Origin of the sequence: Konateibacter massiliensis, from assembly GCF_900184995.1 — a bacterium.
GTDB classification, from domain to species: domain Bacteria; phylum Bacillota; class Clostridia; order Lachnospirales; family Lachnospiraceae; genus Lachnotalea; species Lachnotalea massiliensis.
The window spans coordinates 107069-122292 of sequence record NZ_LT860097.1 but is presented as its reverse complement, the minus strand read 5'-3'; the positions used below and the strand labels follow the sequence as shown (position 1 = coordinate 122292).

16 protein-coding genes and 1 riboswitch are annotated in these 15224 nt (G+C 41.8%); of the genes, 6 read left to right on the top strand and 10 right to left on the bottom strand.

Annotated features, from left to right (window positions below):
* Positions 1-21: 21 nt before the first annotated feature.
* From nspC to nrdR, 7 genes are all read right to left on the bottom strand, one after another.
* The gene (nspC, locus tag CTY48_RS00565; RefSeq protein WP_099466574.1) at positions 22-1146 is read right to left on the bottom strand and encodes a carboxynorspermidine decarboxylase; all 1125 of its coding nucleotides are present in this window, start codon (positions 1144-1146) and stop codon (positions 22-24) included.
* Positions 1147-1159: 13 nt separating this feature from the next.
* A complete protein-coding gene (locus CTY48_RS00560; RefSeq protein WP_099466573.1) occupies positions 1160-2362 on the bottom strand; it encodes a saccharopine dehydrogenase family protein in 1203 nt (400 codons plus the stop codon).
* Between the two features lie 130 nt (positions 2363-2492).
* The gene (gene speB, locus CTY48_RS00555; RefSeq protein ID WP_099466572.1) at positions 2493-3341 is read right to left on the bottom strand and encodes an agmatinase; all 849 of its coding nucleotides are present in this window, start codon (positions 3339-3341) and stop codon (positions 2493-2495) included.
* On the bottom strand, positions 3331-4182 hold the full coding sequence (gene speE / locus CTY48_RS00550; RefSeq protein ID WP_099466571.1) for a polyamine aminopropyltransferase: 852 nt from the start codon (positions 4180-4182) through the stop codon (positions 3331-3333). The genes speB and speE overlap by 11 nt, the downstream gene beginning before the upstream one ends.
* A gap of 11 nt (positions 4183-4193) precedes the next feature.
* A complete protein-coding gene (locus CTY48_RS00545; protein WP_099466570.1) occupies positions 4194-5639 on the bottom strand; it encodes an aminotransferase class I/II-fold pyridoxal phosphate-dependent enzyme in 1446 nt (481 codons plus the stop codon).
* Positions 5640-6236: 597 nt separating this feature from the next.
* Positions 6237-6989: a tRNA pseudouridine(38-40) synthase TruA gene (gene truA / locus CTY48_RS00540; protein WP_099466569.1), complete on the bottom strand. Its 753-nt coding sequence runs from the start codon at positions 6987-6989 to the stop codon at positions 6237-6239.
* 16 nt (positions 6990-7005) lie between these two features.
* Positions 7006-7458: a transcriptional regulator NrdR gene (nrdR, locus tag CTY48_RS00535; protein ID WP_099466568.1), complete on the bottom strand. Its 453-nt coding sequence runs from the start codon at positions 7456-7458 to the stop codon at positions 7006-7008.
* 192 nt (positions 7459-7650) lie between these two features.
* Between nrdR and CTY48_RS00530 the strand changes: the two genes are divergently transcribed.
* The 4 genes from CTY48_RS00530 (at position 7651) to CTY48_RS00515 (ending at position 9903) form a co-directional block, all read left to right on the top strand.
* Positions 7651-8022, top strand: coding sequence for a GntR family transcriptional regulator (locus CTY48_RS00530; protein ID WP_099466567.1), 372 nt, complete (start codon positions 7651-7653; stop codon positions 8020-8022).
* Positions 8019-8717, top strand: coding sequence for an ABC transporter ATP-binding protein (locus tag CTY48_RS00525; protein ID WP_099466566.1), 699 nt, complete (start codon positions 8019-8021; stop codon positions 8715-8717). The genes CTY48_RS00530 and CTY48_RS00525 overlap by 4 nt, the downstream gene beginning before the upstream one ends.
* Positions 8711-9511, top strand: a complete 801-nt coding sequence (locus tag CTY48_RS00520; protein ID WP_099466565.1) for a hypothetical protein — start codon at positions 8711-8713, stop codon at positions 9509-9511. Before CTY48_RS00525 ends, CTY48_RS00520 begins: the two co-directional genes overlap by 7 nt.
* Before the next feature lie 134 nt (positions 9512-9645).
* On the top strand, positions 9646-9903 hold the full coding sequence (locus CTY48_RS00515) for a heavy-metal-associated domain-containing protein (RefSeq protein WP_099466564.1): 258 nt from the start codon (positions 9646-9648) through the stop codon (positions 9901-9903).
* Positions 9904-9993: 90 nt separating this feature from the next.
* Here CTY48_RS00515 and purH read toward each other — a convergent pair whose 3' ends face one another.
* Complete coding sequence (purH, locus tag CTY48_RS00510) at positions 9994-11550, bottom strand: bifunctional phosphoribosylaminoimidazolecarboxamide formyltransferase/IMP cyclohydrolase (RefSeq protein ID WP_099466563.1); 1557 nt, start codon at positions 11548-11550, stop codon at positions 9994-9996.
* Between the two features lie 135 nt (positions 11551-11685).
* A riboswitch (ZMP/ZTP riboswitch) is annotated at positions 11686-11764 on the bottom strand.
* 235 nt (positions 11765-11999) lie between these two features.
* On the opposite strand from purH, the gene truA (CTY48_RS00505) reads away from it, so the two are divergent.
* Positions 12000-12740 carry a tRNA pseudouridine(38-40) synthase TruA gene (truA, locus tag CTY48_RS00505; protein ID WP_099466562.1) on the top strand — a complete coding sequence of 247 codons (741 nt, stop codon included), beginning with the start codon at positions 12000-12002 and terminating at the stop codon, positions 12738-12740.
* 162 nt (positions 12741-12902) lie between these two features.
* Entirely contained in the window at positions 12903-13490 is a 588-nt protein-coding gene (locus tag CTY48_RS00500; RefSeq protein WP_099466561.1) for a hypothetical protein, read from the top strand.
* Between the two features lie 185 nt (positions 13491-13675).
* On the opposite strand, the gene CTY48_RS00495 is transcribed toward CTY48_RS00500, so the two are convergent.
* Complete coding sequence (locus CTY48_RS00495; RefSeq protein ID WP_236354657.1) at positions 13676-14389, bottom strand: peptidoglycan recognition protein family protein; 714 nt, start codon at positions 14387-14389, stop codon at positions 13676-13678.
* A 16-nt stretch (positions 14390-14405) separates the two neighbouring features.
* Positions 14406-15050, bottom strand: a complete 645-nt coding sequence (locus CTY48_RS00490) for a peptidoglycan recognition protein family protein (protein ID WP_099466560.1) — start codon at positions 15048-15050, stop codon at positions 14406-14408.
* Positions 15051-15224: the final 174 nt, after the last annotated feature.

Below are 15224 nucleotides of genomic sequence, written 5' to 3'. Positions count from 1 at the left end.
GGCTGGCCTTCTATCTCCCCGTTATGATAATCTCATCTTAAAATCCTCATAACCGAATTCTTTTACAATTTCAATCTCACCATTTCGGCTCAATGCAATCGCAGGCAGCTTCATCCCGTTAAACGTATTGTTTTTCACCATCGAATAAATTGCCATGTCACAGAGCAGCAGCCTTGAACCGATCTCCAGCGATTTTTCGAAGGAATAATCCCCTATCACATCTCCAGCCAGACAGGTAGGACCTCCAAGCCGATAGGTGTACGGCTTTTCTCCCGGCTCTCCTGCATCTACAATATTGGGACGATAAGGCATTTCCAACACGTCCGGCATATGACAGGCGGCGGAGGTATCCAAAATCGCAATCGGCATTCCGTTGTGTATCACATCAAGCACTGTCGTGACAAGATAGCCTGCATTCAACGCAACTGCCTCCCCCGGCTCCAGATAAATTTCCAAATCATATTTTTCTTTCATATGATTGATACAGCTAACAAGAGTTTGAATATCATAATCCTCTCTCGTGATATGGTGTCCGCCCCCAAAATTCAGCCATTTCATCTGATAGAGGAGATGTCCGAACTGCTCCTCCACCGCCTGAAGTGTTGTGAGTAAATCATCTGAATTTTGCTCACAAAGCGTATGAAAATGAAGTCCCGAAATTCCCTCCAGCAAATCCTCTCGAAAGTTTTCCTTCGTGACGCCCATTCTAGAAAATGGGGCGCAGGGATCATAGATTGCATGTCCCTCCTGCGTAGAGTATTCCGGATTGATGCGGATGCCGCATTCTTTTTTATATTTTGCCGCCAAGTGTCTGTATTTTTCCCATTGCCCGAAGGAGTTAAACACGATGTGGTCGCAAATGGTAAAAATTTCTTCCATCTCCTCCTCGCGGTAAGCCGCCGCATAAATATGGTTTTCCCCCTCCATATATTCATGCGCAAGCCTTGCCTCATACAGGCCGCTTGACGTCGTTCCGTTTAAATATTTGCCAATCAGAGGATAGGTCGCATACATCGAAAAACACTTCTGTGCAAGCAAAATATGACAGCCAGTTTCCTCTCTGACTCTTTTTAAAATCTCCAGATTTTGAATTAATTTTTCTTCCTCCACCACATAGCAGGGCGTTTGGATTTCCTCATAATTCATAAAATTCCTCCAACTAGTCCACTAAAACCGGATTAAAGTCTTCCTCCCAAGGAAGTCCCCATTTGTTCAATGCCTCCATAAATGGGTCCGGATCAAACTCTTCTATATTAAAGACACCCTTACCGGTCCATGTGTCATTCATAACAAGCATGGCTCCAATCATCGCCGGTACTCCGGTTGTATAGCTGATTGCCTGTGAACCTACCTCCTTGTAACATTCCTGATGATCGCAGATGTTGTACAGATAATAGGTTTTGTCTTTTCCGTCTTTTTTTCCTCTGAAAATGCAGCCGATATTTGTCTTTCCGACCGTTCGAGGTCCCAAGCTTGCAGGGTCAGGAAGCACCGCCTTTAAAAACTGCAGCGGAACAATCTGTTTTCCCTCAAACTCAATCGGCTCAATGGAGGTCATTCCAACATTTTCTAAACATTTTAGATGGGTCAGATAGCTCTGTCCAAACGTCATAAAAAAACGAATTCTCTTGATACCCGGCATGTTGATTGCAAGAGATTCCAACTCCTCATGGTGCAGCAAATACATATCCTTCACTCCAACACCCTTGAAATCATATTCTCTCTTGATTTCCATCGGCTCTGTTTCTACCCATTCTCCGTTTTCCCAGTAGCTTCCGTTTGCGGAAACCTCGCGGATATTAATTTCCGGATTGAAGTTTGTCGCGAAAGGATAACCATGGTCACCGCCGTTGCAGTCCAAAATATCAATATAATTGATTTCATCAAACTCATGCTTTAAGGCATAGGCTGAAAAAACACTGGTCACGCCCGGGTCAAAACCGCTTCCAAGAAGTGCCATGATACCTGCCTTCTCAAATCTTTCCTTGTATTCCCACTGCCATTTGTACTCAAATTTTGCCGTATCTAACGGCTCATAATTTGCCGTGTCAATATAGTGTGTCTTTGTCTCCAGACACGCATCCATTATGGTAAGGTCCTGATAAGGCAGTGCAAGATTGAGCACCACTTTCGGCTGGAACAACTTAATCAATGCCACCAGTTCCTCCACATTGTCCGCATCTACCTGTGCCGTGTGGATAATCGTCTTTGTCTTTCCTTCCAGCTCTGCCTTTAATTTATCACATTTACTTTTCGTGCGGCTCGCTATCATAATTTCCTCAAATACCTCACTATTTTGACAGCACTTGTGGATTGCCACCTGTGCAACTCCGCCGCAGCCGATAATTAACGCTCTTTTCAATTGTAATTCCTCCTTAGGATAATAATTTACTCTATTTTGTATTTTATTTTATTTTATTTTTTTATTCTATTTGTTCTTTATGCACACTTCATTTTATTTCCCGCATATCTTTCCACATACTTCTTCCCCGTTATCCAACGAGCAAAAGCAATTCTCTCAATATCTTGCAGGCAACCGCCGTAGACATCCCGCTCTGGTCATAGACCGGTGACAGTTCATTGACATCCATGCCTACAATTGAAAGCCCGCTTACCTTCTTCATCGCATCTAACAGCTCCAGAAATGTAACTCCTCCGGCTTCCGGCGTTCCTGTCCCCGGAAACACAGAAGGATCGAGCACGTCCAAGTCAATCGTAAAATAAACCGGATAGCCCTCGCATTCCTGAACTGCTTCTTCCAAGCCTTCAAAAGAAAATTTGTGGAGGTTCGTATGGGTCTTTGCCCATGTAAACTCTGCCTTTTCTCCGCTTCGAATTCCGAATTGATGAATTTTTCCGTCTCCGACGATATCCCAGACTCTTCGGATCACGCTTGCGTGGGACAGCTTTTCGCCTAAGTAGTCCTCTCGCAAATCGGTGTGCGCATCAAAATGTATCACGCGTAAATCCTTATATTTTTCGGCAACGGCTTCCACTGCTCCAAGCGTCACCAGATGTTCTCCGCCTATCATGCAGGGAATTTTATTATCCTTTAGGATTGTTGATGCCGTCTCCTTGATGTCATCCAGTGCCCGCCTTGTATTTCCGAAGGCTAACTCCAAGTCACCGCCGTCAAACACCTTGATTTCCTCCATGTCCTTATCCTGATAAGGACTGTATGTCTCCAGCCCAAAGGATTCGCTTCTCATCGTCTTGCTTGCAAATCTCGTTCCCGGACGATAGGAGGTTGTGGAGTCAAAGGGTGCTCCGAACAACACAATATCCGCCTCTGCATATTCGGCATCACAGCCGATAAATGTCTCTATATTTTTATTCCACATCTCGTAACAGCTCCTCTATATAGTTTGGCAGTGCAAACGCACCTACATGCAGCTGGGTGTTATAATATTTTGTTCCAAGCCCTCTCGCATTCCACCTCGTGCTGCTGAAATCCTTAATCGGATGATATTTCTTCGAGGCAAAGCCAAACAGCCAGTAGCCCGAATGGTAGGTCGGAATATGTGCCTGATAAACCCGGCTAATTGGAAAGCTCTCCACAATTCTCTTGTGAATCCGCTGCATCATAATCGCATCATCATTGTAGAAGGCACTCTCATGCTGGTTTACCATAATGCCGTCCTCTTTCAATGCCTTGGAGCAGTTCCCATAAAATTCTTTTGTAAACAAGCCCTCTGCCGGACCAAACGGATCGGTGGAATCGACAATAATCAAATCGTACTCGTTGTGGCAGTTGCGCACAAATTTCAGCTCATCCTGATAAATGATATCCACCCTCTTATCATCAAGGCAGCAAGCCGTAACGGGCAGATATTTTTTACAGACCTCCACGACCAGCTCGTCCTGCTCCACCATATCGATATGCTCAATCGTCTCATAACGGGCAAGCTCACGAATCACTCCGCCGTCGCCTGCTCCGATTACCAATACCTTTTTTACATTCGGGTGAACCGCCATCGGAACATGAACAATCATCTCATGATAGATAAATTCATCCTTTTCGGTCAGCATCATATTTCCGTCCATCGCCAAAAAACGTCCAAAATCCTTCGATTCGAAAATATCAATCCGCTGAATTTCACTCTGTGCGCTAAATAGTTGTCTATCTACTTTAATTGAAAAGTTTACACCCGGTGTGTGATGCTCGGTAAACCAAAATTCCATTTTTTCTCCTCCTACTTTAGTACGTTTAATCTCTCTATTGTCAAATCTTCAGGACCCGTCATAAAACAGCCCTTCTCTTTCGCATACAAAATATAGTCCAAAATATCCTTTGTAATCCGCTCTCCGGGTGCTAAAATCGGAATTCCCGGCGGATAACACATCACAAACTCACTACATACCTTTCCTATTGTTTCCTTAATCGGCATAGAATATTTTTCTCCGTAAAATGCCTGCTGCGGCGTTACCGTCACAATCGGGCTGATATATTCATGATCAAGCATTCCCGCTCTGTCCTTCTTAAATCTTCTCCTTATTTCTGCAAGCGCACTCACAAGCCTCTCAATGTCTCGCTCTCTGTCTCCAACTGAGATGTAAGCCAAAATATTTCCGATATCTCCGAATTCGATCTGGATGCCGTACTCATCGCGCAGTAAATCATACACCTCAATTCCTGCCAAGCCAATATCCAGTGTGTTAATCGAAAGCTTTGTCACATCATAGTCAAAAATAGTGTCGTTGTTCACCAGTTCCTTGCTGTATGCATAGTAATCCCCAATTTGGTTGATTTCCTCTCTCGCATAGGCTGCAAGGCTTCTCACGCGCTCAAAGATGTCTCTTCCATGGAGTGCCAGATTTTTTCTTGAAATATCAAGACTTGACATTAACAGATAGGAGCCGCTTGTCGTCTGGGTCAGGTTGATAATCTGCCTTACATAGCCCTCATTCACATTTGGTCCGAGCAGCAAAAGTGAACTTTGTGTCAGGCTTCCTCCTGACTTATGCATACTGATTGCCGCCATATCAGCACCTGCCTCCATTGCCGAGATTGGAAGATTCTCATCAAAATAAAAATGCGTTCCATGTGCTTCGTCGGCGAGCACCAGCATACCATGCTTATGTGCAAGCTCTGTTATCCCTTTCATATCTGAGCAAATCCCGTAATAGGTCGGATTGTTCACTAAAATCGCCTTTGCATCGGGATGTTCCTTAATTACCTTCTCTAATTCTTTTAGAGACATGCCAAGTGCAATTCCAAGCCTGTTGTCAACTCCGGGATTTACATAAACCGGGGTAGCTCCGCTTAAAATAAGTGCATTGATGGCACTTCTGTGCACATTTCGCGGCATAATAATTTTATCCCCTGTCTTACATGCCGCCAAAACCATGCTTTGAACTGCAGAGGTGGTTCCGCCCACCATCAAAAAGCCGTGTGCAGCGCCGAACGCATCTGCAACCAGCTCCTCCGCCTCGCGTATGACTGACATCGGGTGACACAGGTTATCTAGAGGCTTCATGGAATTTACGTCAACTGCCAGACATTTTTCTCCCAGGAAGCTCGTAAGCTCTTCATTTCCCTTTCCCCTCTTATGACCGGGAACATCAAAGGGAACAACTCTTTCCTTCTTAAAATTGTTTAGTGCCTCATAGATGGGCATACGATTTTGATTTAACTGCATACTTACCTCCATTTGTGCTATTTTTGCACATAATAATATATGGAGAGCGGCACCCGCACTCACTTTTCGTTTGCGCATTCACGCAGCCCTTGTAACGCAAAAAATTCAAGTACAAAGGCAGTCTGCTACTACTTTACACTTGAATTCATTCACTAATTTGTATTATTTATATTTGAATTTACATTCTCATTTTATTTATCCAATATTAGCATATAGAGTCTATATAGCAAGAATTTACTTTTACCACTCTTATTGATTTTTCACAAGTGTGATGTGCATCTTCATGCACACGGTTGTGTAGTCACTAACTCAATGTTTTAATTCACATATTAAATATAAAACATCAACTTATAAAATTTGAGTAAAAACTCAATCAATAAGGCAACCAAGTTGCCAGTTCGGCATTTGACCCAGCTGTCCGTATGGCCTTAATTCCCGACAAAATTCTATCAGAAATGGTCAAAAAAATTCCTGCAAAAACTTTTCTAAATGCTTTTGCTGTAAGCTGAATTATATACTATTTCCTCTCCCAAAGTCAACTGTTTTTTAGAAAAACTTTATTTTTTTCTAAACTTAAAGTTTAGTTTTGGTAAACAATTATTTCCAGTTACCATTCTCATAAAACACCTGCTTAAGTACTAAGCCGCAGGCAGGCAATATTCCTTTTGCAAACTCACGCTCTCCGGTATGCAGGGCTGCTTCTATTTCTTCCAGTTTAAGCTCACCCGTCCCAACCTTTAACAGCACTCCCGACAAAATTCTTACCATATTATACAGAAATCCGTTTCCGTAAAAAGAGAGGACGATCTCGCCTCTCTCCTCTGTCACCGTGATTTCATATATGGTTCTGCTACAGCCTTTTTCCGGATTTTTTTCGGAGGAAAAGCTCCTAAAATCATGCATTCCGGTAAAAAGCCGGGCAGCCTGTCTCATCGCCTCCATGTCCGGCTTCTTTTCGATATGGTACACATACTTTCGTCTAAATACGCTCGGTCTGTCTTCACAGCATATGTAATACTCATATTGCTTTGCCACAGCCGAAAATCTGCTGTGAAATTCTATCGGCACCTCCGACAGGCTTGTCACCTTAATGTCCGGCGGCAATCCTTCATTCAAATTTTGCAAAAAGTCGGACGGTAAAAAAGCCTTACATTTAAAATTAGCCGCCTGCCCCAGTGCATGAACACCGCTGTCTGTTCTTCCTGAGCCATGAAGCTCAATTTTCTCTCCAAGCAAATTTCCGATTGTATGTTCCAGCACTTCCTGTATGGTATTTGCAGTGTTTTTCTGTTTTTGCCAGCCGTGATAAGCACTTCCGTCATATTGAATGATTAATAAATAATTTTTCATGCCGCATTCCTTATCCTTACTGGTTCAAAAGCTTGGTCAACTCCTCCATAAAGGTGTTGACATCCTTAAACTCCCGATAAACAGACGCAAACCTCACATAGGCAACCGCCTCCAAATCCTTCAGTTTGTCCATAACAATCTCACCGATTTGATTGCTCTCTATTTCTCTTTCTTCCCTGTTAAAAATCTCATTTTCCACATCGTCAATCAACTTATTGATATCGTTTGCAGATACGGGTCTTTTATGACACGCACGCAGAACACCAGCCTCAATCTTGGAGCGGTCGTACTGCTCTCTGTTATTATCTTTCTTAATTACGATAAGCGGGATTGTCTCAACCTTTTCATAGGTTGTAAAACGCTTTCCGCACTCGTCGCATAAACGTCTTCTTCGAATTGAACTATTATCATCCGCGGGTCTCGAATCAATTACCCTCGTATTCTCATTACTACAAAATGGACACTTCATAGGTTCCTCCTAGTTGAATAGAAATCAATCAGTATTTTTCATTCATTATAAGCATTTCCAATAACGATGTCAAATGCGGGATAAAAAATATTTTTCTACTTGACATTTTTCTTTTTCACACGTATTATTGTATTAAGCATTTAGTACAATAATACAAAATGATTATTTTAAGAAAGAAACGAGGTGAGATTCTTGACATGGAATCTGAATTCTGACAGACCAATCTATTCACAGTTGGTGGATAAGATAAAAATGGATATTATTGCCGGCGTCTACAAAGCAGGCGACAAGATCCCTTCCGTGCGGGAGCTGGCGGCAGACGCTTCAGTCAACCCGAATACAATGCAGAAAGCTCTAACAGAACTGGAACGCGAAGGACTTGTCTATTCACAGCGCACCAGCGGCAGATTTATAACGGAGGATCAAGATATGATTAAAAATGTTAAAAATCAACTGGCAATTGACCAGATTACGGAATTTTTTGAAAAAATGAAGCAGTTAGGCTATAAAAAAGAAGAAACCATGCAGCTTATTGAACATGCATTAGGGGAGGAAAAGGAATGAGCAATATATTAGAGTGTCAGTCTTTAGTCAAAAAATACGGTCTAAAAACTGCCCTTTCAGATATTAATTTAACGATAGAGCCGGGGCATATCACAGGACTGCTCGGTCCGAACGGCAGCGGAAAGAGCACTTTAATCAAGCTAATCAACGGACTTTTGGTTCCTGATAAGGGCAGCATCAAAATAAACGGCCTTGTTCCGGGCGTTGAGACAAAGAAAATAGTTTCCTATCTGCCGGAGCGTACCTATCTGGACAACGCTTCCCGCGTAAGGGACCTTATTAACTTTTTTGAGGATTTTTATGATAACTTTAACAAGGAAAAGGCATACGACATGCTAAGCCACTTAAACATCAACCCAGAGGACCGCCTGCGCACTATGTCAAAGGGAACAAAGGAAAAGGTTCAGCTTATTTTAGTTATGAGCCGTGACGCAGAGCTTTACTGTCTGGATGAGCCGATTGCCGGCGTCGATCCTGCGGCAAGAGATTATATTTTAAATACGATTATATCTAATTACAATGAAAATGCATCCATCATTATATCCACTCATTTGATCTCCGACATTGAGAATATTTTGGATGATGTGGTGTTTATCAAGGACGGGGAATTAAAATTGCAATCTACCGTGGACAACATTCGTTTTGAACAAGGTAAATCAGTAGATGCACTGTTTCGGGAGGTATTCAAATGTTAGGAAAATTAATTAAATACGAATTTAAAGCTGTTTCCAAAATACTTGGTATTCTCCACATTGCGTTATTTTTGGTGACGCTTGCCGGTGTCATTGCAATCAGTTTGAGCAAAAACACACGCTTTGATTATATCACGACTTTGACACTTGCTCTGTATATTGTCATTTTAATTGCTGTTGCGGCTGCCGTAACCATCTACATCGTCGTGAGGTTTTACCGAAACCTTTTCACAGATGAAGGCTATCTGATGAATACTTTGCCGGTTAAATCCTATGAGCTTATTTGTTCCAAGCTGGTTGTCGGCTTTACATGGGTGATTATCAATGCAATTTGTACCTTGATTTCCATCTTTGTATTGGTTTGCAGTCAGATATCTTCCGTTCCTGACTTTGCGGAAGGACTGGGTTATTTTAAGGAAATCATGTTAACTGAATTCGGTCTCTCCTTACCGGGCTTGATTTTGTTTATCGTCATCGGCAGCATTATTTCTGTATTTTACATGCTTATTATGTTTTATACTTCCATTGCCATCGGGCAGACTATGCGAAATCACAAGGTACTGTTTTCCCTTGGTGCGTATGTGGCTCTTTATATTATTTCCCAGATAATATCCAGCGTTTCCATGGTACCGTTTGGCTTTATAACAATTTTACAAGCAGAAACTGACAATGCTAGCAGCATAACATCAGCCTTCGGACCTATGATGATTTTATCCTACGTGGTATCATTTGCTTTGGCGATGGTGTATTTCTTTATCACAAATCATATCATCGGCAAGAAACTTAATTTAGAGTAGGTTGTCGTATCTGATCCATCTTATCTTTTTCTTGACTGAAAAGTTACATTTTGATATGATTTAGTTAGCCTTTACTAACTCCTCTTGCATAGATGCAATCATAGCTAGCAAAGAGCCGAAAGGAGCGTTTTGAAATGTTTGAAACAAAGGTAAAGATTGATGGAATGGCATGCGGCATGTGTGAATCTCATATCAATGACGCCATCCGTAAGGCGTTTGATATTAAGAAGGTCACTTCCTCTCACAGCAAGGGAGAGTCCATCATATTATCAGAGCAAACCCTTGACGAGGCAACTCTGAAAAACGTCATTGGCGATACCGGCTATGCAGTGAAACTCGTCACCAGTAGCCCCTATGAAAAAAAGGGACTGTTTGGGTTTTTGAAGAAATAACCGTATCAAAAAAGCAACCAAGTCACCTCACTTATGGAGTGACTTGGTTGCTTTTTTAATATAATAGGAAAGGCACATTCCTTGTTCTAATTAATGCTTAAAATGTCTCATATCTGTAAATATCATAGCAATTCCATATTCATCACATTTCTTGATGGAATCTTCATCGCGAACAGAACCGCCCGGTTGTATAATCGCTGTAATTCCTGCCTGATGTGCCACCTCCACACAGTCATCAAACGGGAAAAATGCATCGGAAGCAAGTACTGCTCCTTTTGTAGCATCCTCTCCGATTAGTTCGATTGCGTGCTCCACGGACTGCTTTGCTGCCCATACGCGGTTTACCTGTCCCGGTCCGATACCGATGGACTGCTTATTCTTTGCCATTGCAATTCCGTTTGACTTAACAAACTTAACCATCTTCCATGCAAAGAGTAAATCCTCCATCTGCTCTTTGGTCGGCGCTTTCTTCGTCACTACCTGTACTTCCTTATCCTCCGGCAGTAATTTACTGTCAATTGTCTGAACAATCAATCCGCCGTTTACCTTCTTTAGGTCATACGCAGTTGCAGGCTGAGGAACAGAGATATCCGCAAGCTGAAGTACACGAACATTTTTCTTTGTCTGAAGAATTTCCAACGCTTCCTTTTCATAGGAAGGTGCCACAATCACTTCCAAGAAAATCTGCTTCATTTCCTCTGCCAATTCTTTTGTCACTTCTCTGTTGATTACGACAATTCCGCCAAAAATAGAAGTTTTATCTGCTGTATAAGCCTTTGTCCAAGCCTCCATAATATTGTCTGCTGAACCGACACCGCAAGGATTTCCATGCTTACACGCAACAACAGTAGGCTCTGTATATTCCTTCAGCAGCTCAAGTGCACCGTTTGTATCGTTAATGTTATTAAAGGAAAGCTCTTTTCCGTTTAACTGCACCGCATCTACAATAGAGCCTTTGAGTTTTCCGACTTCTCTGTAAAATGCAGCAGACTGATGAGGATTTTCCCCATATCTCATATCCTGCACCTTCTCAAAGGTCATCGTCAACGTCTCCGGCAGAGACTCGTCTTTTCTTTCTTTTTTCAGATAGTCCGCTATCATGGTGTCATAGTTAGAAGTATGCATAAACACTTTCTGCATCAAATAAAACTTGCTGTCCAGAGAAACCTGCTTGTCTTTTTTCAGTTCGGAAAGTACCATCTCATAATCTCTCGGATCTACAACCACCGCTACATCCTGATAATTCTTTGCCGCTGAGCGAAGCATAGTCGGACCGCCGATATCGATGTTTTCCACCGCTTCGTCTCTTGTCACGCCATCCTTTAATATGGTTGCCTTAAACGGGTATAAATTTACGATAACAATATCAATCGTCTCAATGTTTAAATCCTCAATCTGCTTCATATGCTCCGGCTTAGAACGCATTGCCAGCAATCCAGCGTGAACAACCGGATGAAGCGTCTTTACTCTTCCGTCCAGACATTCCGGGAAGCCTGTGAGTTCGGAGATTTCGATTGCCTTTACTCCCTCCTCCTTCAGCTTGTTGTAAGTTCCTCCGGTAGAGATGATTTCAATTCCCAGCTTGTCAAATTCCTTTGCTAATTCAACAATACCTGTTTTGTCTGATACACTGATTAATGCTCTCATGTTTTGACCTCCATTTAATTTTTATGAGACTGATATTGGATTTCCCCTCCGTGAGGTGTGCATAATAGTTTTTTATATTTCGAAAAATTCTTCTGCATTTCCCGGAATATAAAAAAGACCCTCTGAGAAACCAAATCAGGTTGCCCAGGCGGTCGGCATGTTCCGCTGTACTCCCTGTGAGTGCTCTCACTTTCCGCCAGTTATACAGCTTATATTGACATTCTACACTAGAGCCATTCTTTTTTCAAGGCTTATGGCTTTAAATTTTCTAACGCCCATTGATAAGTTTGTCTAATATATATTGTTTTTTCATCATTTCCCCTTATATTTTATCCATGAGACGTCACCATTTAGCCTTCCGTTTTACGAAAATATCGCTTGTTATCTCCTTATAATTCACATATAATAGGAAAAGCAGAAGAAACCGTGAAGAAAGGCTGGTATAAGCAATGAGAAATATCAAATTAACAATAGAATACGACGGAGGACGCTACAGCGGATGGCAGCGTCTCGGAAAGGGTGAGTCCACAAACACAGTTGAAAATAAGCTGTTGGAAATCATTGAGAAAATGACAGGAGCAAAAGGCGAGCTGTTTTGCGGTGCCCGCACGGAGGTAGGGGTACATGCCTATGCACAAATTGTCAATTTTAAAACAGAGAGTCATCTAAAGACATATGAGATAAAAAATTATTTTAACCGCTATCTCCCGATGGATATCGCAATAAAAAACGTGGAGGATATGCCGGAGCGCTTTCACAGCAGCTTAAATGCAAAAAGTAAAAAATATTTATACCGCATTTCAAACGGAGAATTCCCAAGTGTTTTTGATCGCAAATATATGTATCATTCCTTTGCAAGGCTTGATGTCAAACTGATGCAGGAGGCTTCTAAGGCATTCATTGGAAAGCATGATTTTAAAGAGTTTTCCACGGTTAAGAAAAGCAAGTCCACGGAAAAAGAAATTTACTCCATCGATATCATAAGCAAGGAGAATGAGCTTCAGATTGTCATACATGCAAACGATTTCCTTCACAACATGGCACGTATGATGGTTGCCATTATGATGGAAATCGGTGCCGGACGTATGAGAACTTCAGAAGTAAGCGCTCTTTTATCCGGAAAAGAAGCCCCGGAGGCGCTTCTTCCAGCCGATGCACAAGGATTGTTTTTGTTGGAAGTGGAATATTAATTATCTTTAGTCAGCCTCTGTCATCCAAACGACATACAATAATGAATCATTCTCTCTATTAATAAAATGTAAATTTCTTCCGATATTAACTGTATAGATTATTGGTATATTACGTTATTAAGCTTAAGGTATGACACCTTAAGCTTATTGGGAGAATGAGTTATGATTTTAGATATTGACATTCGCGTTTCGAATGACAGTGGTGTTCAAGTCCATCAATTCACAAAACATTTTGACAGTAGATTTGAGGGCACGCGAATTGAGGGTGGCAAAGGCACTATCACCAAAAGCTTTGAAGATTTTCTCTCTGAATTTCTTTCGGGCAGCGGTCGTGTTATTCGAGACAGCTTAATTACAAGGCAGGACAACTCTGCTTCCATAAGTACCCCGCAAACCGGCACGGATGCCTATGGTAATATTGAATATACTTTAAAGCTTGGTGATACACAATCCGTCAGCGGCAAAATCCCTCTGGATAAGCTGTTTCGGCTCAGTGAAATTGCAAGGCTTACAACCGATGCCAAACCGCTCTATTTACCGGAAAGCGTTGAAACAGATTGGGATAGCGCAGAATTTGCGGCTGAAAATAGGGATGATTCTTTGATATTAAAAAGGCTCCCTTTTCAAACAGTGGATTTGGCTGAGGTCGATAGAATGTTTCAGCAGTTTATTACAAATGCTGTATCAAAATATGAGGACAGCTTCTTTGTAAATGATTGCGATACCACCAGCTTTATCAAAAGTTCTTAATATAATAAGAATAAAGCTGCCACGTAGTGCGTATAAGAAAGTGTGAGCATTGCTCACACTTCGCGCCCGAGCGGGTTGCAAAGCAACAACTTCTGCTCCGCGAGGTGCGCATAAATATTTTTAATACCATAGGGAATCGGAGAACTTTCCTATGGTATTAAAAATTAGTGTGAGCGTTGCTCACACTAATTTTGTTTCCAGCTATCCATTTCCATGCTTTCCATTACATCTTTTTTTAACTGTTTCCATTTATCCTCATGCTCTACATAGTAGAGCGGGCATTTCTTGCCGGTCACATCATAGTGGCGGATAATCTGATCTTCTTTGAGATCAAATTCCTCACAAAGATATGCTGTCAGCTTTATAACACTTTCATAACTTGCATCTGTAAACTTACCGCTTTTATCCTTGTGGCACACCTCTATCGAAAGAGTGTCCGAGTTGCGGTCATTCGAGGCATAGGCAACCTCATCGGACGGAACACACTGGATGACCTCGCCCTCAATTCCAACCACAAAGTTACTGCTCACCGAGGCTTCCTTGGTCGTTGCAAGCTCGCCATAGTAATTTCTGTTTTGTGCTGCCGTCGTTCCAGGATTTCCTGTATAATGAATGACTACCGCATTCACCGCCTCCAATTTTTTCCCAGGTCTGGAATATTCATTGATTGGCACATAATCCTCCGTGATCCAATCCGGCTTTTCAATTTTTTCCTTCTCCTCATCAGGCTGACCGTTGGCGGATACTGTTTCCATCTTTACCGGCTCCTTGCTCGGAAGCATCCTGATTTCTTTTTTTAATATTCCATAATAGCTTAAGCACACTAATACGATTGTGCTGAATATTGCGACTGTCATAACCGCGCTGCTTCTTTTTCTTCTTCGACGCCTTTTTTGCATTTCATCCCCCGGTAAGTTACTTTATACCATATGTATCAATATATTCTTTTACATCATCTATAAACTGTTCCCATGCATCCTCATGCTCCACATAGTAGAGCGGACACAGTTTTCCTGTCACATCATAATGCCGTATCACATCGGACGGCTTTAAATCAAATTTACCGCACAGCCATGCCGTCAGGTGTACAAGCGATTCATAAGTCTCTTCATTAAATTTGCCTGTCTCGTCCGCGTGACAGCATTCAATCGAAATGGTATCATAATTTCTGTCGTTGGAGGCATAAGCGATTTCATTCGTAGGAATACACTGAATGATCTCTCCCTCCAGCCCTATGATAAAATGGCTGCTTGCCTTCGTCAGCTGGCTGTCCTTCAGTCCCTCAAAATAGTTTCTGTTCTGTGCCGCCGTTGTTCCCGGATTCGCAGTATAATGAATGACAATCCCATTTATTTTCCGATTCGCCTCACCGGATCTGGAATATTCATTCATTGTAAGAAGATTCACCTCAAATTCCGGCGCATCCTGCACCACCTTTGGTTTTATCACCCAGCTCACCACTGCAAGAATGCAGGAGATAACGAGCATAGCAATTGCTCCGAGCAAAAACCATCTAATCATTATTTTTCGTCTTCTGTTTTTTCCTTTATTTTTTCCCATAAGCTCTTCCCTTTTTACATTGAATATACTCCATTATATACTATCTTTCGCCATAAATATTTAATATTTTATTAATATTTTGAAAAGGTTTTAAACAGAGTAATTTTCCTATAATGATTAAGGTGTCAAAAGCACCGAAGGTGCAATTCTGACACAAGATATTGACGGGAAAGC